This window comes from Actinobaculum sp. 352, from assembly GCF_003957265.1.
GTDB lineage: Bacteria > Actinomycetota > Actinomycetes > Actinomycetales > Actinomycetaceae > Asp313.
The window spans coordinates 200,617-220,060 of sequence record NZ_RQSN01000004.1; the positions used below are offsets into that span (position 1 = coordinate 200,617).

Annotated in this window: 14 protein-coding genes; 5 read left to right on the forward strand and 9 right to left on the reverse strand. The window is 57.9% G+C overall.

What is annotated here, in order from left to right:
* Positions 1–513 precede the first annotated feature (513 nt).
* Both EKN07_RS05995 and EKN07_RS06000 read right to left on the reverse strand, forming a co-directional pair.
* On the reverse strand, positions 514–1,095 hold the full coding sequence (locus EKN07_RS05995; protein WP_206435682.1) for a rhomboid family intramembrane serine protease: 582 nt from the start codon (positions 1,093–1,095) through the stop codon (positions 514–516).
* A 314-nt stretch (positions 1,096–1,409) separates the two neighbouring features.
* A complete protein-coding gene (locus tag EKN07_RS06000; protein WP_108716710.1) occupies positions 1,410–2,042 on the reverse strand; it encodes a riboflavin synthase in 633 nt (210 codons plus the stop codon).
* Between the two features lie 460 nt (positions 2,043–2,502).
* Here EKN07_RS06000 and EKN07_RS06005 point away from each other — a divergent pair, with 460 nt between their 5' ends.
* Positions 2,503–2,928, forward strand: a complete 426-nt coding sequence (locus tag EKN07_RS06005; RefSeq protein WP_126145879.1) for an organic hydroperoxide resistance protein — start codon at positions 2,503–2,505, stop codon at positions 2,926–2,928.
* Between the two features lie 381 nt (positions 2,929–3,309).
* Here the strand turns inward: EKN07_RS06005 and EKN07_RS06010 are convergent, their stop codons facing one another.
* Together EKN07_RS06010 and EKN07_RS06015 are read right to left on the reverse strand one after the other, a co-directional pair.
* Complete coding sequence (locus tag EKN07_RS06010) at positions 3,310–3,714, reverse strand: DUF4411 family protein (protein ID WP_126145880.1); 405 nt, start codon at positions 3,712–3,714, stop codon at positions 3,310–3,312.
* A 54-nt stretch (positions 3,715–3,768) separates the two neighbouring features.
* Entirely contained in the window at positions 3,769–4,911 is a 1,143-nt protein-coding gene (locus EKN07_RS06015; RefSeq protein WP_126145881.1) for an XRE family transcriptional regulator, read from the reverse strand.
* A 178-nt stretch (positions 4,912–5,089) separates the two neighbouring features.
* Here EKN07_RS06015 and EKN07_RS06020 point away from each other — a divergent pair, with 178 nt between their 5' ends.
* From EKN07_RS06020 to EKN07_RS06035, 4 genes are all read left to right on the forward strand, one after another.
* Positions 5,090–5,770, forward strand: a complete 681-nt coding sequence (locus EKN07_RS06020) for a hypothetical protein (RefSeq protein ID WP_126145882.1) — start codon at positions 5,090–5,092, stop codon at positions 5,768–5,770.
* Positions 5,761–6,036: a hypothetical protein gene (locus EKN07_RS06025; RefSeq protein WP_126145883.1), complete on the forward strand. Its 276-nt coding sequence runs from the start codon at positions 5,761–5,763 to the stop codon at positions 6,034–6,036. Before EKN07_RS06020 ends, EKN07_RS06025 begins: the two co-directional genes overlap by 10 nt.
* A 364-nt stretch (positions 6,037–6,400) precedes the next feature.
* Entirely contained in the window at positions 6,401–6,688 is a 288-nt protein-coding gene (locus EKN07_RS06030; RefSeq protein WP_108716020.1) for a hypothetical protein, read from the forward strand.
* Between the two features lie 617 nt (positions 6,689–7,305).
* Positions 7,306–7,599 carry a hypothetical protein gene (locus tag EKN07_RS06035; protein ID WP_108716021.1) on the forward strand — a complete coding sequence of 98 codons (294 nt, stop codon included), beginning with the start codon at positions 7,306–7,308 and terminating at the stop codon, positions 7,597–7,599.
* A gap of 174 nt (positions 7,600–7,773) precedes the next feature.
* Here the strand turns inward: EKN07_RS06035 and brxL are convergent, their stop codons facing one another.
* From brxL to pglX, 5 genes are all read right to left on the reverse strand, one after another.
* On the reverse strand, positions 7,774–10,008 hold the full coding sequence (gene brxL, locus EKN07_RS06040; RefSeq protein WP_108716022.1) for a BREX system Lon protease-like protein BrxL: 2,235 nt from the start codon (positions 10,006–10,008) through the stop codon (positions 7,774–7,776).
* Positions 10,009–10,018: 10 nt separating this feature from the next.
* The gene (gene pglZ / locus EKN07_RS06045; protein ID WP_108716023.1) at positions 10,019–12,526 is read right to left on the reverse strand and encodes a BREX-1 system phosphatase PglZ type A; all 2,508 of its coding nucleotides are present in this window, start codon (positions 12,524–12,526) and stop codon (positions 10,019–10,021) included.
* The gene (locus EKN07_RS06050; protein ID WP_108716024.1) at positions 12,523–12,744 is read right to left on the reverse strand and encodes a Fic family protein; all 222 of its coding nucleotides are present in this window, start codon (positions 12,742–12,744) and stop codon (positions 12,523–12,525) included. Before EKN07_RS06050 ends, pglZ begins: the two co-directional genes overlap by 4 nt.
* 650 nt (positions 12,745–13,394) lie before the next feature.
* Positions 13,395–15,833 (reverse strand): AAA family ATPase, encoded by a 2,439-nt coding sequence (locus EKN07_RS06055; protein ID WP_164505507.1) that lies wholly within the window; start codon positions 15,831–15,833, stop codon positions 13,395–13,397.
* A complete protein-coding gene (gene pglX, locus EKN07_RS06060; RefSeq protein WP_126145884.1) occupies positions 15,802–19,437 on the reverse strand; it encodes a BREX-1 system adenine-specific DNA-methyltransferase PglX in 3,636 nt (1,211 codons plus the stop codon). Before pglX ends, EKN07_RS06055 begins: the two co-directional genes overlap by 32 nt.
* Positions 19,438–19,444: the final 7 nt, after the last annotated feature.

A 19,444-nucleotide genomic window follows, 5' to 3' on the forward strand; every position in this document is an offset into this window, starting at 1 on the left:
GGAAACTTGGAGAGGTGTCTCCAACGGCATGCCGTCGATATCTGCCAGGCCCAACGGCCCGGGAACTTGGAGAGGTGGAGAGTCCGAATCCTTGCCCGCCGGAACGCGCCACAGTTGTGCTCGGCGGAAAATGTGCAGGACTCGTGCCCGCCGGAACGTTTCAGACTTGTGCCTGGAGGAACGCGCCAGCCCTACGGGCGGCGGAAACGTGCTGGTCCTACGGTCGGCTTAACCAAGGCGGAGGCGGATACTCGCGGAGCCATCCTGCGCGGAAAGGCGCTGCCTTTCATCGCCGGACAGACTGTATTGGTGGTCGCCTGACCCGAGTTAGTGGTCGCTTGACCTGACTGCATTCGTGGTTGCTTGACACGATGACCGGATTGCAGCGAAGCCCCGATGTGGGTACCTCCCACAGTACCCGTAGCGCGCCAACGTCCATGTCTCGGCTAAGTACTGGTTTCCGCCTTTGGTTCCCGAGTTTGGCTTCATGCCTCGAACGCCGGGCATCGCACACTACTTCGAACGATCCGCTTTATCGAGTCGATGCGTAAGCGCAGCAGCGGCAACTCCACCGAGTGCTCCGCCCACGTGCGCCTGCCAGGAGATTCCAATGCGCAGCGGCAGAAGGCCAAGAAGCATCCCACCGTAGATGGCGGCCACGGCCAGCGCGATGAGCAGGTGGCTGATTCTTCGCGTATAGAAGCCACGGACGAGGATATACACGAGGTAGCCGAAGACCACGCCGGAAGCCCCCAACGTAACGCTGCGTGAGGGCGATACCAGCCAAACGAACAACCCCGAGCACACGACCGAAACCAGCGTGGCATCGGCAAAGACACGTTGCCCGGAGAGCAAGATGATAAATCCGAGCACAAACAGCGGCACGCTGTTTCCCAGTAGGTGCCACCAGCTGTAATGCAGGAACGGCGAGGTGAAGATCTCGAGCAGACCGGCGAGCGAACGCGGGTGTATCCCGAAGTAGTCCAGCCGGTGCCCGGTCAGGGTGTCAATCAGCTCGACTGTCCAAAGGACGGCGAGGATGACGCCCATAGTGGTAGCTGCTTGTCGAAGAGTTCCACGCTCGTTTTCTGCCATGCCAGTAGTCTGGCAGACGGAAGAACAGCGCGCGAAAAAGACACGAGGCTGTGGCACTAAAGGACGCATTCGCGCGGGGTCAGCGGCAGGAGGACACGGCGGCACCTGAACACATTCATACGAAAAAGTGTGAAAGGGAGGGCCGACTCTACGAGAGCACGCGCAATACCACGCGCGTGAGCTCAGGCCTTCTCCGAAAGAGAGTACCGTACGACAGTACCCAGGGCGTGAGCTCAGGCCCCTATGCGAAAAACCAACTCCAAGGGAGTACAGGCAGTGAGCACCACAGCGAGGTACTCGGCTGCGCCTGAGAATCAGCTCTGTGCGTCACGTACTTGGAGCAACCGTTCGGTGTATTTGGCAAAGACATCGGTCTCGATGTTCACCCTACTGCCCACCGCGAGCCGTCCCAAGGTCGTCTGTTCAAGAGTCGCCGGTATGACGCCCACCTCGAACCACGGCTCGGCTTCGGTGGGTGCGCTCACCTCGGTGATCGTCAGCGAGACGCCATTGACGGCAATTGCTCCCTTTCGGGCTACCTGGCCCGCTAGCGCACTCGGAACACCGATACGGATACGCTGCCAGCCGCCCTGCGGATCGACGATGAGCACGGTACCCGTTCCATCGACATGCCCTTGCACGACGTGGCCGTCGAGACGACCACCGGCAGGAACACAACGCTCTAGATTCACGGAATCGCCGACGGCGAGCGCCCCGAGCGTCGTGACGGCGGTGGTCTCGCCCATCAGCTCGGTGCGGAAAACACCGGCGGGCGACGTCGTCGTTGCAACCCGCGTCAGGCAGACTCCGTCCACAGCAAGCGATCCTCCTGCCTCCAAGTCATCCACTATGCCCGGTGCGCTAATCTCCAATCGGGTCAGACCTGCTGCGGTGTCTTGTTCAATGGCGGTAACGGTGCCGACAGCGGCAATGATTCCTGTGAACACATGCCCACTATGCCACAATTGCAGCCAAGTGTCGGAGTCGGGCCGCGCACCGAAGGGCGGAACTGCCGACAGCATTTCCCCGCCGCGTGAGGCGGAACCTGGCAAGGGCTGTGAAGCGGCATCGAGAACGCTTCATTGACGGCGTCGAGTACTACGAAGTGCAGCGCACCGCGCACGTGTGATGCCGAACGGCGTGCCGGGGATGGCAGGGATGTACACGTGCGGCGTGACCTGAAGCGAAAAGCGCCTTGCCGTCGGCTGTGTGCGATAGCACTTCCCTTGCACATGCTCTGCATACGAAGATTGTTTTGACCGATTCCAACGATTGGTCCGATGCTTCACCCAGGGCGGTGAAGCGTCATAGGTACATAAGACGAAGGCGAGCAGCAATACGCGGCGGCACATCTGCTTCCCCGCGAGCCCGGCCCGCCGCCAACACTCAGGAAGGCATGTGATTGGCATGAATCCCATCTACAGCATCGAAGCACTGGCCACCGGTGAGGGCCGCAACGGGCACGTCCAGTCGGCGTCGGGACGTATCAATACGGACCTCGCCATTCCGCGCGAGATGGGTGGAACGGGTGCCAACCTGCCCAACCCGGAGGAGTTCTTCGCGGCCGGCTACGCGGCCTGCTTCCACTCCGCTCTGCAGGGTGTTGCCCGGCGGCAGAAAGTCGACTTGGGCGACTCGACGGTCGGTGCGCATGTGAGCATCGGCAGCGACGGCAAGGGCGGGTACAGCCTCGCCGTCGCCCTGGAAGTGGTAATCCCGAATCAGCCGCATGATGTTGCACAGTCGCTTGCCGACGCCGCACACCAGGTATGCCCGTATTCGAACGCTACTCGCGGCAATATCGAGGTGACTGTCACGGTCGTCGACGACTGACACTTTCCGTCAGACGATTAGTTCCGGTCGGACGTCGGCATAGCGCTGGCGTCCGACCGGATTGTCTTCGGCCTAATCGGTTTAGGTCTTCTGTCTGGTCAGTTTAAAGCTAGTCGGTTTACAACCGAGGCGATGCCGTGGGTGCGCTTGGCTCACGGTCGCGCGCCTCCTCGTCACAGCGCTGCGCCCTCGCTCTCCATGCGAAGCCGTTTATTCGGAGCACCTTCCACGGCAGGTCTGAATCAACCCACGTCCCATGCGGAGCGCTTTGACGAACGCGGCAAACACCGCCGTATACACGAATCTCTACCTCATGCGCATGCCGCGCCGTGCACCAGCATCAGGCAAGTCACGGACCCGAGTCCGCCCATCCACACAGGTCTAGAAGCTCCACTTCTGCATGCGAAGAAACTCGAAAAAACCTATGCACCTCACTCCATATTCATCAGCAACATTAGGTATGGACTGGTTTTTGTCCGAGACATTTGGCCCTTTCCGTTTCTCTTCCGTCACGAGGACAAGTCCATCTGTCTTCGCGTGGGCAATGATGTGGGGATCCGCCTCGTTCTTCGTCTCTGTGACCCAGCCCGGATGGGCGCGCGCGATGTCGCTAACGATCCTCAACTCCGCACTGGTCGGATCACAGACAAAGCCGACGATGCCAGCAAGCCACGAGATGAGGTCGCCGGTTCCTCTTGCAAGTTCACTTTCCACCATCCGGCAGATACAAACCTCGTTGTTGCTCGCGGCCTGGGCAATCAGATCCCAGAGCGTCGGAAAAAACATCACGCGGGTACCAATTCCCCAGATTGATGAAAATGTTCGAATCCAAGGTATAGCTCACGGACGGTCCCCGGTCCGGTAGTACTCGTCAACCATACGGTGAACCGTTGGAATACCAACGTCCAGCAGGTAGCTGGCATCCATTAGATCAACCCGTTCCTCTTCCAGTGCCCGTACCACGGTGCCAACATAAGTTGGGCCGAGGTCTCGATAACGCAGGCGCCAGGACGGCGGACCTCCTTTCCCTTGCTTTTGCTTCTCACGCTGTTCTTGCCAGCGGCGCTCACTTCCTGCCTGGATGAGGTCAAGGTCTTCGTCGGTGATGAGGTCAAGCACACGAAGACGCACGGCCGCAGCAAAGTCACTGACCTTAAACTCGTGCGCTACCTTCTGCGCCAATGCCGACGGACTCTCGGATGATGCAGAAGCGGTAGCTCGTACATACGCCTCCGGCATCAAGAAATTCGCCGCGAATGCGTTGGCAACCGCTTCTGCGCTGATATCGCGGTCCAGTGTGCATACTCCACTCGTGCGGTTGGCCAGATGCGCAACTTCGTGAAAGAGCGTGAATACTTTGCCATTGTATGAATCTGCGCCATTGAGCAGAATAATCGGAAGAGTGCGGTGGTAGATAGAAAGCCCTCGGAACACCCTAAGGTCAATCCGCGTCGCCTGAAACACCAGGAACCCATGTTGCTCAAGCAGACCTCGCCAGTAACTGAGTAGCCGGTTACCAGGGGGACCTTCGGGGCGGAAACTATCGTGAAGGCCAAGCAGTTGCCGCAGCTCATGTGCACGTGCTGCCGCATTGTGCCGATTAACCATCCCGACCAAGGAAGGCTGCGGAACATTGTTGTCGAGCTCAAGGACAGTTTCACGATGTTGCTCCACCCGGCGCAGCTCGCGAGCAAGGCTAGGCGGGATGGGGTCACCACTGTACCCCCGATAATCCGCAGTCTCGGGCACATCAGGCTTGGCCGGAGCTTCAGTGAAGAAAAAAGCGACCGTTCTGTCCAGCTTCTTTGCCATCTTTTGCAGTTGTTTAAACGTCGGCTCAGCATCACCGGACTCGAACGCGAGAACGTACCGTTCGCTCGTCTGCGCGGACCTTGCTAGTTCGCTTGGTTCAAGGTGCAGTGCCTCGCGTGCCCAGCGCAAGGTTGAGCCGTTGATCGGAACTCTGACAGTGGTATGCGCCACGTTCCCCTCCCCTGCTATACCTGCGATGCATTCGCCTTTGACGATCTGTTCCTTGGCCAGTTCCAGTGTAGTCGGACGGTCCGACGGTATCTGTGATCATCCACAAGGTACGGTTCGTGTAAGTTCGTGTGAAGAGAGGAATCCCATGCGACCATCAGGGCAGCGGAGGAGCGGCCACATGCCCGAACAATTGCGCATGGCCTTGCCCATGTGGCGCGGTTCGCAGATGACTGATCTGCGGGAGGTCGTTGCGGCCATCCGCCCGGACAGCCTGCGCTGGGTGATGGCTGGCGCCTGGGTGATTATCGAAAGAAATGCTCCGGATGCCGTCCGCCGCCTGCTCAACGCGGCCGAGCGGGCGTGCGTGCCCGCGACGTGGCAGGAGGTTCGGGAATGTGCGCGCTGGTCGACGCAGTGCATCGAGCTGACCTTGCGCGGCTACGAGCAGCAGTCTGCGCTGCAGAACGGCGACGACGCAGGCTTGCGGCTGCCAGACAATAGCGAGACAGATAACGCGGTTACTCCGCGCCCAGATTACAGCGAAGCCGATGTACAACCTCGCAGCCACGCTGAAGTCGGCGCTCCGCTTCCGAACGAGGCCAAAACAACCACCCAGCCGCCTTGCGAGCAGGGAGCTGTCTCCCCCGGTGCGGGGATGTCAGACACTTCTTACCGCCCGGGTCCGACCGTTGAAATCGTGGCCGTTGACTCCACGTGGTGGGAGGTCGCCACGTCGGATCCAACCCGCCTTGATATGGAGGCATTGCGTGATTTGGGTGCAGAGTATGAGTGGGATGACGATTCGGAGAGGACGGCGAATATACAACACGGGACGACGGAGGGTGAATCGTGCGGATAGACGAGGTAGCGGAGTTCCTGCTCCGGCAGGGGGTACGTCCCAGTATCTTCGCCATTAACACGGTCGCCGTGAGCGATGCCATCGTGTTGTACCAGGAGGGCCCAAACCGTTTCGCGGTGTTCTACACGGAGCGCGGGATGCGGGTGGACGAGAGGATCTACGACTCCGAAGAGGAAGCATGCCAGGGCTTGATAACACAGGCACTCGAAGCGGAGAGATTCGCCCGAGACCACGAGGCCAAGACGCGGGGCCGCGGAGAGCGTTGACTCTGTAGGCCAACCAGTTGCGACGACGTCGCACTGCCGGAGCTGCCAAGGGTCTGGCACGAGGCGGTGGTTTGCTCGCACAGACAAGCCATTCACAGAAAGGAGCAGATGCCTGGCATGAGGCCGTGGCAGGCGCGCCTTGAAAGGCCCCAAACTGCCAGAGGAGATAAGGCCTGACGTGAGCCCTCGCCTGGCTGGCCGTGGACCTAGCTACCGGAAAAGATGACCCGGGCGCAGGCCCTCTTCTTACTGGCGGTCAGTTGCCGCTTACAAACACCGTGGACCCGGGAGCCCGCTCTGCCTCCCTATCGTTGCGGAGACAGACGCACTGGACGGACAGATCTGATGGAAAGGATAGAACAGCATGAAACCCTCGGAACGGCTCATGCATATCCGCGAGGCGTGGGGAAACGGGCGACTCAACGTGGCGTCTCTTACGCTCGGACTTGACCAAGTCTTTCACGAAGCGCGCGATTACCTCAGTCCCGACGACGCCTCTGAAGCGCGCAGCCAGTGGAACCGCATCGAAGTCTTCAATGCGATCCTGCTGGACGAGTATAGGCCGCCGACGGCGGAAGAGAAGCAGGAACTCGACCGCCTCGTGGACGAGTTCCGCACCTTCATCCGCGAGCGCCTGCCGGAGGGGAGGTGAGCTGTCCTAGCGCTGCTGTGCCAACTGCCAACCGCGAGTGCGTGCATCTTTCCAACCACACAGTGCATTTACGGTGTCACCCGGATCATCCAGCACGGTTCTCAGTCTCTTCCGCCAGCCAACGACTGAAGTTACGCATTCGTTGCCGCGGTCGTAGAAGATCACGCAGCTGGCCCAGCGTTGATATAAGTTGCGTAATCGCACCGATGACAACACACTGTACGTAGTGTTTGAGAGACTAATTGACTTCACGCGGGACCGAACTATCTTCTGCCGGTCCTGCCACCATGTGTGGCGAACCTCCGGAGAATCGCACACCAAGGCAACGCTACAGACCGGTTCTACCTCTACCGAGTTCGCCTCCGGTCAAGTGTTGTTGTCGCCTCCGATGAATTCATTGACCCGGCGGGGCATTTCGGCGACTTAAAACTAAAAGACGTGTGCCCACCCGGTATTGATGTTGCCCGCTATCTTAATCTCCACGAAGACAAAGGCAGTATTTCACTTGCCCTGGGAAGGAACGCGATCTATCGGCAGGCTTTCAGCACTGTCGGCCGCCTACACCCCTGCCGCAAGAGAGCGGGCCTGCAAGCAACCGACTGCACGTAGAATTGGCCATGAATAGGCATCTCAATGTCAGGGATCTCATCGAGAGCATTATCCGAACTCGCAACTCACAATCTGAGGAAGACTATGAGGCAACTGCGAAGAGACAAGGGATCATCGACCGGTTCACTGCCCTTCTGCCACCCCTGCAACGTCAACTGTTCGCAGACGCAACCGACGAGCTCCTTCGCACTGCCGGTGCAAACTCAGCCCGGAGGTATCTTGCAGCTCTAGCAGATTTGGTGAACAGGCCTGAACTGACATTACAGGCGCTTGATGGACAAGTCTGGCGACCGATCAGTTGATCGACCCCCTTCGCCAAGACTCTTTCGACTACCTAGAGTCTTCGTAGACACACGACAAGATCTCCTCTTGTTATCCCGTCTTCCGCGTGCAGTGCCCTCTCTAACACGGGATAAGTGCAGCGACAACTCCACACAGGAGTCTGACATCACGCGTACGCAACAATTGCCTTGCCATCACAGGTCTTTCTTCTCCTTGATATAGGTGACCCCGAACGCGCGGACTTGCCGGAACTCCTGCCTGCTGGTGCCAAGGTCAAACCAGCTGCCTTCCGACTTCTGAAAGATATCGAGTCCTCGGCCGAGGTTGATACGCCAGCCGGTATCGGTGTGAAGCCATCGGTCATGACCCCCCGGATCTTTCTCGATGTCAAGTCTGATACCCTCCTGAGCAGCCGTCTGCACAATCTGTCGGAGCATCTGCAGCTGCTGTGCCTGGTGGCTCGTCTCATCATGAAGCGTTGTGAATAGCTTGAAGTGCACTTCATCGGCGGGGTCCTTCGCCACAGCTATCAGTGCCAACAACTCAGCAAGGTTCCGCCCCTGGTGATTCAGCCGGATATATGGATCATGCAGTTCAATTTCCGTCGCCCCGCGTAGATATGGCAGCAGTATTTCTTCGTAAGAGACTCCGCGTTGATTCTCGGCAAAGTCGCGATGTCCTTCGGGCAGTTCTTCTTCTGGTAGTCGCGTCTCATTCCGTTCCGCAGATGGTACGTCCGGCGACGGCTCCCCGCTGCCACCATTCGCAGAACCATGCGAGTGCTTGATCGGTCCAGAACCGATTGTGCCAAAGACGTCAGAATCATGGCTGCCAACAGCTGCCGCGACCTTGGTAGCCGCTCGCTGACCACCTTGATCGTCATCGGCCGCTGCCTTCCTGCTGTAATACGTGGGATACTCGTCCTCCTCCAGCGTCGTCACCGAATGCCAACGGCCCACGAGATCGGTGTATCCGAATTTCACCTGGGTCATAGTTGTGTCAATGCGAAGGAGTTGGTCCTTGACCCGCTTTCGGCCTTCAATCGCGAAGCGAAGCAACTCCTCGATCTCTTCCGTGCTGGCCTCCCCCGTCGGGTACACGAGTTTCATCAGCCCGGAGAAAGTCTTGTGAATAGCGTCGCGGTCTCGAGTAGAGATTTCCGAGCCGAGCGTGAAGTGTGGCTGGTACTTGTCAGAAAAGTCACTGTTGCGCATGTGCCGCAGAACTTCGGCAACGTAGTCCACAACGAAGCCATACCCGGATGAGAACATCTCGCTGCGAATCGTGTCCGCCTCCCAGCCTGGGATGTAGTAGTGCAGTCGGTCCAGGTAAGCGGAATCATGGTAGGAATCCGGCAACTCATCGAACAGGTCCGAGTTCTTCAACATATAAGGCACTGTGTGGGACGTGTTTCCAACGAACACCATGGAGGCTTCAGCGCCAAGCGTCTGGATGCCCCGTGAGAACGACTTGTTTGCCATGTAGTTCTTCATGATGTCCACAAGAGCACGATCTGCGCGTTTCTTCCTGCCCGCAAACTCGTCAAAGGCCACGACATCCCAGTAGCCGACTAAACCGATCTTGCCGTTGGAATTATTGACGAACAGTTTTGGCACTGTTACTTCTCCACCGGAGATCAGCATTCCATGTGGCGAGAACTCGGAGAAAATGTGCGACTTGCCAGTCCCTTTTGGTCCCAACTCCACCAGGTTGTAGTTTCGTTCCACGAAAGGTACGAGACGCACTAATTGCAGCAGTTTTGCGCGACGCCCGAACAACTCGGGATTGAACCCAACGGTTTGAATGAGCAGGTCTACCCATTCCTCACTTGTGAACTCTTTGCGCGCTGCAAGAAACTCGTCAAAGTCGAAGCTCGACATCTGGATTGGCTTCAATGACTCGAGAATCCAAGGCACTGTGCGAGCGTCCTCGGAGTGGAGGTATCCAATAGCACAGATGCACCACACGCCACCTACAAGCAGTTTCTCATGCGCTTTGACAGTGCTCGCGTCAATTAGAACACCACGAATCCCGAGGTTCTCAAACGACGCCTCGTAGGCGTCAGCTTTCTCGTTGAGCACCACGGTCACGCGATCGATGATGCGGTGCCGTCCTTTTTCGCGGATTGTGGACTTGATCAGTTCTGATTCGTTGCGATGCACATAGTGATCCGCCAGGATCCTCCGAACGGAGTCGATGCCTGCTTGGATCGTAGCCTCGTCGTCTGACGCAGCGTATTGTCCGAGGAGATACTCCAGCACATAGGTGGGAACGATTGCGTTCCCCTTGACTGCTTTAACCAAGTCTTTGCGCACGACGACGCCGGGGAACAGACGGTTGATTTTACGGTCGAGCTCGCTCTGTTGCGGGGCGGGGTCCATAACCACGGAAGTCTGACTTGGGTCGAGTTCGGGATCCTCGTTTGACATCTGCCAACTCCTACAGCTCAAAATCTGTTGTGAATGAACGCCGCAGTGTGTACTCGACTGAGTCACAAGTGCGCCATTGCGACGTGTTCGGGATCAGCTCTTCCAATCGGAATTGCACACGACGGTTGTTGAACGGATCCGCATCCTCGCTCAGCAGCAGTTGGACGCTCTGGTACCGGTCGCGCGCATCGCCGGACGGTTGGTCGAACAGAAGCTCGACCTGGTTTGAGATAAGTTGCTCACCCGCATACAAACCGGCACGCAGAGTTCGTGCTTGTATCTTGTCAGTGACCGCTTCAGATTGGAAGAGCTTAACGACCAGCTGCCCTGTAGTGATTTTGTCGGTCTCGGGCAGTATCTGAACGTTGACCGCGCGGGTATCGCTTTTGCGCTTCTTATTGACAGCCAGCACGGGTACCACGATCTCCTGCAATGTTGCGCCGCCATGAACATATCGGGCTCCTGCGCCGGATAGCTTCAGCCGGTGGATTGACTTGGGGATCTGCACTTCCAGATCACTAGCCAGTCCCAGCTGTTCCGAAGTGAACTTCTTGAAGGCGGAGTTCTCCTTCAACCCTCGTCCGAGAACATAGCGGCTTTTCCTGACCACGATCTTGTCTCCTTGTGGCTCCTCGGAAAGGTATCCAGCTTCGGGTAGTTCCGAGTCCTGGTAAAGGAAACCATGGTCTGCCGTGATAAAGATGTTGTTCGCGTTGGCACTGGCAAGTTTCTTCACCAGTCTGACGAGTTCTTTGAGAGCCTCTTCTACTGCTTCGAAAACTCGCCGTTCCGTGCGGAGCTTGTCGCCGGTCGCGTCAATGCGGTCATGGTAGATGTAGAACACGCGATGTTCGGTGTACAGCTGCTTGAGCTCCTTGTTTCCCATGGCTAGCACGTCTTCGGCTTGGATGGCATATCCATCGACGGCGGAGAGTATCTTGGTCCGATTTGTCGTACCGTCGGACGGCTGGCCATCAACAAGGATGGGATCACCTTTGTCTGAGTGTGCCAAGGTATTGTGCGGTAGAAGCGCGGCCATGCCGAGTTGGGTGTAACTCGGCACCGTTCCAAGTGTCGCGTCTATTCTTGCGTCGAAGCGGTCCTCTTGACGGATGAGAGCGCCCAATTCGGCTGCGATCTCATAACGTAGTGCATCCGAAATGATGACGGCAGCCTTGTTGTTCCTCTTGCTCACAAGTGGCGCCACATAGTCACGGTAGAAAGCCCGCTGGGGCCGTAGAACCCTCGAGCGCCAGGCGCTGACAGTGTCTAGTTCATGCTGCCAGGCGGCGCCGAGCGGACCAAGAAACCTCGAACCGTAGTGATTCTCTACCTCAGTCCACAGCTTCTCCACCGTCTTCTGTACTGTCTCCCCGAATTGGGCGTCGCGTGTGGCGCGTTGAAACTGTCGATACAGTTGGTCGACGCGGTACCACTCTTCCTGATAGCGCTGTAATCCTTCGTCAAAGGATGGCACCTCAAACGTGTTAGTCGCTAGCATTGTCAACAACTCAGATGCAGCCCGTATCGCCTCGTACTGATCGCGATACTCATCAACCCAGATGCTCGACTGACGGCTTCGAACTATCGCGTCAACCTCGCGCACGGTGATTCTCCGATCCGCCACCTGAGTAGCAAGGCCGGAAACAATCTTCTGTTCCACTTCCTCGAACAGATCATTTCCCCGGAACTCAGAAAGGTCAGCATCTTCGATTTGGCGCGCATAGTCCAAGTCTTTCGCCGCACGCTTCGCCAGAATTGCAAGTGCATCAGCACTCCGACGGTCATTACGCAGGCTGGAAAAGTCCAGCTGAATGTTACGCAGCATCCCCGGTTCGTCACTCCTGAAACCGTTGATTGCCTGCCGAAACATCCACAGGATAAAGTCATCTACAGTCGGCTGGTCTGCCTGGTAGCGGTAAATCCTTGCAACACCTGCCCAGTGAAAGTCTAGAAGCCCATAGTCGCCAAGCAGCTGGCACTTTTCGCTCAGTCCCTGCGCATTCTCGATCAGCAAAGTGCGGGTGAGCTCAAGTAGGCTGTGTTCGCGTTGTCCAAACAACACCGCACACATCTTGGCTCGAAGCAGGTCCGCGTTGTCGGAGGCGTCCCGGAGGGCTCTCAGAGCCTCAGTCCGTTTGACTGAACGGAAGAATGTCTTATGCGCGTCAAGTATCGGGACGACGTCATCAGAAGTCAGGCCAAGATCCTGCCGGAGCAAAGCAGCTCGATCAGCGCTGAACACTCCATAGGCAAGTTCCAGGTCAAGTAACCAATTGCCAATTCCGTCCGGAATTATACCCTGCCGGTAGACGAGGAACTTACCCTTGGGCTCTTCTTTCAGCATGCGGTACTTCAGAGCGAATTCGTCGCCCAACACTTCCACTGTGGTAACACCAGGTATGTTGAGCTTGTCGACTTCGTCGGCGTACTCACCGTCAGGATCATGCCAGAACACTAGACGCTGCCGGGTGAATTGCCGCTCCAGGTGCGGGAGCACTGCGGTGGCAAAACTCATTCGCCGCCCTCCCATTGCCGGAGAAAATCCCGCCCAGAGCCCGCAACCCGATAGCGCTGATTCTTACTTCGTGGTTCGTCTGGGATGGTGAGCTCAAGGGGTCCGCCATTGAGGAGTGAAATGACAGGACGCGTATAGTCCTGTGCGAGCCTGCCGAGACCTGCCGCAACTAGCAGATCGTTGCGGCGTACAGGTCCGTTCAGCGCAGCCTTAAACATGACTACATCATACCTACCAACATGCCTACCCGAATCGCGCCTGACGTAGTCGCCATGGCCACTCGGGCCGGATGCGGGTTCCGCACGGTTAGAACTCCGGGTTGACCAGCAAAGCGCCCGCCCTTAGACGCACGTGAAGGTAGGCAAGTCGTAGCCCTGACCCTGTCAGGTCGCTCAGAGTAGCACGCGGCTCAGGCATCTACTCAAATGCAACGCCACGTACGTTGCGTTCGAATTCGGCGCCTAGGGCCGGAACGGCATGGCGGATGGTCGACCCCAGATGCATGCAATGCCCGCCTCGACTCCGCGCCGCACCATGTAATGAGGACGACGTGTACTAACCGGGACATCGATCATCAGAAGCCGTCTCTCCGTGAGTGCGGCGGATCAGTCGCTGGGGCAACTGCAGGAAGATCCGATACGTCAATGAGCGATGCTAGCCGCTCCTCTTCCTTAAGAGGGTCGCTGATCCCCACCACCGTGCAATCGTCTGAGGCAACAACAACGAGGCGTCCACCCGCAGAACTCACAAAGGCAACGATTGTTCGTAGCAGCCTATCTGGGAAGGAGGGCACAAGTTTAAGCTAAGCACCGCGCCTTCGCGGTCAAGAATACGACCGCCAGGGTCGGTTGTGAGAAAGTCAAGCATGCTAACCCTTCTTTCCCGCACTCATGTTGGGAAGCTCTCGCAGTTTCTTGGGGTCAAGTCCGAACGTACTGCACATGAGCCTAAGGTGCTCTGGATCGAGATAGTGCATGAGTGCAAAAAGTGACGTCAGGACAGCCGCTGACTCACTTGGGTCAAGTGGACGTGAGATATCCCCTTCTTCAAAATGCGAATAAGTATGTAGGTAGCGCTCTACGTACGTCCGCACAGCGGGATCCAGTTCTCTGTCCTCGTCTTGCACCATGCTACGTTTTTCAGCCAATGCAGCACTCATCGACCCATGAAATGACCCCATTTTATCGGGCTGCCGAAAACTCAAAAATGACTCCAGCATCCGTCTCGCCGCATTTGGCATAAGTGCCGTTATTTCCATCTGTTCGGCGAGGCTCAAGTCATCACGAGCCGCTTCTAGTGCACTTGCGACCTGCGAGAAAAGGAAATGATACTGCGACCGCAGCTTCTGCGTCTGTCGATCCTTCAGGTTCCAAGGCCTCATCTCGGGAACTCGGCGTATTTCGCCATCCTTGCCACCGACATAGCGTGCTTTTATTTCAAATACACCGTAGCCGCCGGCCTTGTTCCGAGTTTTATCAGGCACACGTTCCATCTGGACTAGCCATTGGCGAAACAGCTCAAAGTTGTGCGTCATCAAAAAGACCTGGCTTGTGTGGGCCTTAACCACGAACTCCGTCCATAAGTGCGCAGACGCACCAAAGAGAATACTGCTGTCCAAGCTAGAAACCGGATCATCGATGATGACTATGGGCTTATCTCCACGGATTTTGTCTTCCCTCACGCTCAAAAGGAAGTACAGGAGGGCGATAGCCGTCTGTTCCCCTTCACTGAGATGACTGGCAGGCACACCGCTACGTGTGATGACGTAATGCTGACCGTCAGGCGCGGCATTGAACGTGAGTTCGTCACGACCAAGGAGCCTGCCGACGTAACCTGTCAGATCTTCCGCTCCAGGTATCGGATCGCCGTCCACATTCTCTAGCGACGCAATCTGCCCCTTAAGTTGGTCAACCCGCTTTGTTTTCACATTGCGGGTTCTCTCAAGCTCCTCGCGCGTTCTCCTGTAGAGGACAAAGTCACCGGCGGCCTCCTTAACGTGATGCAATTCAACCCGTCGAGCCGCCTGACGTGCTTCCTCGTCATGTTTACTGACTTTCTCCCTATGGTCGGCAACAATCTTCTGAAGCTCTGCGATTTCAGGAACAGTCAGTGTGAGCTCAGAGTCAACTGCGATACTGTTGAACGGGTTGTCTCGCTTCTCTTTCAACGCTGCGATGATCGTCGCAACGGTTTCGGCGTAAGCGGCATGCTCTCGTTGATAGGCGGCACGAGCCTGCTGAAGAGCACTTTTCAGATCTGGGTATACTGATGCATCGGCGGGGATAGCTTTCAAATAGTCATCAGAGGCAGTGACGGAATTATTGAAATCGGCCACCAGTGAGTCAATTGCCGTCTGAAGCTTCTTAAGCGAGTCATCGAAGTGTGCCGAAAGCTCCGTGCGTCGCCCTGCGGTCAGAGGCTGACCACAAAACAGGCAGTCTTCAAGGTATTCGTGCAACGAAATGCCTCGCTGTACCCATGTTGCCCGCTCGGGGTGCTCGCGGAGTTCCTCAATCACTTGTATGACAACGTCTCGACCGAGAAGCTCGCGGGCATGGTTGACGCCATCTTGCGCCAAAACCTTACCGCGCGTACCTAGGGACACCGGAGTCATTGCCTCGCTGGTCGCTATCTTTCGGTCCACGTCGAGTTCCGTCGACGCACTGTCGAATATGCTTGGATCATGCGCGAAGTCGTTGAGCACCTGCTCCGCCCTCGGCTTCTTATAACTGCGCGGGTTGTATTCGGTCACTTTAGTACCGAGCAGAGAGTCGGTCACTGACTTTGCGGTCCGAGTCAGGAGTGACCCCATTTGCTTCTCGACTCGCCCCACGTCCGTAGCCGCTTTTTTCGCCTCGGTTTGCGCGTCGTCTAACTCACGGCGAAGTTTCGTCAACTGCTCCTCGGCATCGGCAAGCCGCTCACCAACGGTGAGCAGCGCCTCAGGCTGCGGGCCATCTGGTTCCTCAAACCGAAGATTCCTCCGAACGAAGTCCTTGTTGAAGACCCTCACTCGAGCCCAGAATTCAGGATCGTCCATCCCGATCAGAGAGGGAGATTCCCCCGCATCATTGGCCACAAGTAGCTGCAAACCGGCATCTGCCTCATTGTTACCACCGCCACGAGACTTGGTTCCCACGGTTGCATTAGCCGCGCAGTCGGCAAAGAGACTCGCCAGCGTACTCTTACCACTGCCGTTCTGGCCGTAGATGAGGTTAACTCGGGCGAACTCGATGCCACTGCTAGGCTTCCAGTTCTGGAATATGCGATAGTTCTCAATCCGTTCGATTCTGCGGATCTTGGTCATTCTTTGGCCTCCTTTGGCGCAAGCGGTTAATCGGCCACGTCCAGCCTTTAACCTTGGAACGTTTCTCTTCGACGCCATCAATCTTCCGAAGGGCGGAGCCGAAGCGTAGGTAGTTGACGAGCACGCCGTCGTCAAGGTCAATGGCTAGTTGCTGGGAAGCCAAAGGATAGAGCACGCTCCGCTCGTAGTCATCGAGTTCGGTCAGTACCGTTCGGAGACGTTCGGCCTCCTTCAATGCGGCCGCTTTCTGCCGAGGTGTTCCGTCACCAGCAATCTCGTGGTCTAAACGCTGGACGCTGGCTTCTAACTTTCCCTCGTACTCACGCAGGTATTCGTTCAGTATCGTTGAAACTGTTGAGGGCGCGTAGCGGTGCAGGTAGATCAGCGCATTGAACGAACCCTTCGGGCTGGAAAACATCCAGTAGATCGGGCGCTTCTGGTATCGCTTGACGTGATCGTCATAGAACTTTGATCTTCCAGCACGGGTAATGAAATAGTCACGTAGTGTTTTCACGCCGAGTGACTCTTCGACAAACCGGAGGTTCGTCTCAAAGCGCTCTTCACCGAATACGATCCGAAGGAAACGGCGAAGTTTGGCCACAATGTCATCTTCGAACCACTCATCATCAATGATCGGGAGCACGTTGTCTGGATCCGGCGCGAACGACGGCAACGGTACCGTCTTACGATAGTCGTCGACGGTTGACCGCTGATCCCTGGGAATCAGACCGGGGCGGTCCAAGCTATACCGTCCGAAGAGGCAGCCGACGCCGTAGGAGATGAGATCGCGTACCGCGTCCGCCGTGAAGAGGCGGCGATACTCCTCGTCCGTGCGCGTCGCGCCCTTGTTGGGTGCGTAGCGGAAGTAGGGGTTGGAGGTCAGCGAGACCCGGCTCAGCGGAACCTCCATGGGAACCTCATCCTGGAGGCCGTAGACCTCAGCCCAGTAGCGGTTGTTCTCGGTCTCAAGCTCCCGAGCCTCGCGAGCAGCGCTGAGGGAGTCCTGCCACCAACGCTCCAGCGCGTCCGCCAGGGATCCTCCCGAACGAGCACGCCTGACGAGCGGGTTGAACTTGAAGTCCCACGAGGTCTCGTAGGCGTTCCAGTCGTCTCTGAACAGCTTAATCAGTTGGCGGACGGCGGAGCTGTCGGGTCGCGCGGAATCCAGACCCATGATGGGGAGACCGGCCAACTGCCCTGCTTCGAAATGGAGCGTCGGAGAAAGGACGGCGAGCAGAGAACGGCAGGCTGATGAGTTCGCAAACCCGATCAGCGGCTCAGTGTCTTGCTGGGGGAACAAGGCCTGACCGACGTGGCCGAAGATGCTCCCTTGCTCGTAATAGCGGAAACTTGGTTCTCCGGAAGACACGTTTGACCAGGAGATGGCGGGCTTGAAGTAGGAGTCGATGTTCTGCGGGCGCGACTTCTGCTTGCCGTTGGCGTCACGGAAGTCTTGGATTTCTGCGCCGTCATGCTCCCAATTGACAACGTAGTCCTGGTTGCCCCACCACTTGCGGAACTCACCGCCCTTGAGATGCGGGAACCACTTGGCGCCGGAGGCGGCGGCCGCCCCGCGCGAATCGGCATCGAAGCAGGTGCGGGAGTGGGAGACCTCGAACCACTGGCGCAGGAAACGGGCATTGTCGGCGGTAGCCAGGCCCTGCTTCGGGGCGGCGACCTCGCTGAGCGGCTTACCGATGGTGAAGGCGCGCGTCATAGCTGGCGACAGCCAGTAGGCCATCCGTCCTCCTGGGAGGGTAAGCAGCGTTTGGGGGCGGGCGAAGAAACGCAGATCGGTTGCCCCGGCCAGGGCTCGTCTGAACAGGTGCTCCTTTTCGGCCTCCGAGCCGCCGGGAACAACCCGGAAATACTGGCAGGGCTCGTCGGTGTTTCGGCCAGGCTCCAGGACGAAGGCGGTGGTTGAGACGACCTCCCCACCGATCAGGTCAAATGCCCGCTCGCCCAGGTGCAGCATGGTCACCGGCGGGGCGTCGTGCAGGATGCGTCGGCGCAGCTTCTCATAGGAGCCGAGGAACATCCAGGCCTGCATGGTGATCATGGCGACCAGGCCGTGCTCGGCGTCTGTAAACCGCAGACTCCGCTCGATGAAGGCAGCGAACAGGTCGGACTTTGCCTGCGGGTGGTGTTTCTTCACCCAGGTGGACAGCAGCGAACCCATCTTGCCACTACCCATGTACGGTGGGTTTGTCGCCACCACGGCGTAGGAGCGAGTCAGGTATTCCGCCTGGATCACCACCCGTCCGGCGCGCGCGTGCAGATCCGCGGCGTCCAAGGTGTCCGCCTCGAGCGCCGCCAGTCGCTCCCTGGCGCCGGGTAGGGCCGCGGCGTCGGGAACGATGAGAGAGCCCAGCACGTCGGCGTGGATGAAGCTCTGCCAGAATTGTCGGTCCGCCTGGTCGCTGCCTTCCGCGCTGACAAGCTGGTCCAGCTCCTCGTTGCTGAACTCCACCGGCTCGATCACGCGAATATGCGGCTGCACGGGCTCACGCAGGAAGCGACGCTGCCGCGAGCGGGCCTTCATCATCAGGGCGAAGGCTGCCAGTGCCGCGGCGCGCGGATCAATCTCCGTGCCGTGCAGGTTGTGCTCGAGGATCAGCGAGGGGATCTCCGAGGGCGCATAGCCCTCCTCCTCATAGATTGCGTAGAGCAGATCAAAGGCGTAGGTGAGCATGTGCCCCGAGCCGCAGCACGGATCCATGACCGTCAACTGCTCCGGCTCGGTGATCCGCAGGAAATCGTGCTCGCCGTCAGCGGGCTCAATGTAGTAGTCCATGTGGTCGATCAGGCGGGAGTCCGGATGGTTGAGCATCCACAGCCGACCCACCGAGTTCTGCACCAGGTAGCGCACAATCCAATCCGGGGTGAACAACTGCGTCGCCGCCGGAATCTCCGCTGCCCCCGCCTTCTGCTTCTTCGCGAACCTTTCGAAGACCTCTTTCTTCCGCTCCGAGATATAGAACTGATAGAGCCAGCCGATGGCTTCAACGTCCTTACAGGCTTCCGAGGTCAAGGCAGCGATCACTCGGGCAAGGATGGAGCCGTCTGCAAGCAGGTTTCCGGGAACAAGCAACTCAGTGTAGTCGCCGTCGGGGGCGAACATGAAACTCATCGACTTGTGCCAGTTCCGGCAGTACTCAGTGAGTAGCAACGTGTAAGCCTCGCCCTGCGGATCGGCACTAGGCCTGGAGCCGTCAAGGAGTCGGGTTACTGCATCCACGACCGCGGGTGAAATCGTGGAATCGAAAACACCGCGTTTTGCGTCGGCCAGGATTTCCGGCTGTCCGGATGACTGACCAACTCTCGGCGAGACAACTCCGGCATCGGTATAGCCGTTGGCATCCATGAAACGCAAGGCGATGATGCGGTTGAACCAGGTGTAGGCGACTCGATCGATGACCGCTTCTTTTCCTACGGTGCCGCCACCAGCTCTGCCGATTTCGGATTCCAGCATCCGGACGGCGCCAGCGTGCTCGGTACGAGCCGACGAACCGGGGGCAAGAACAGCAGTAACGCGAGCGCCGACCTGGGATCTCAATTCAATGCGAGCCCATGTGGCGAAGTTCCTCAGTGGTGTTGTTTCCATGTTGGTC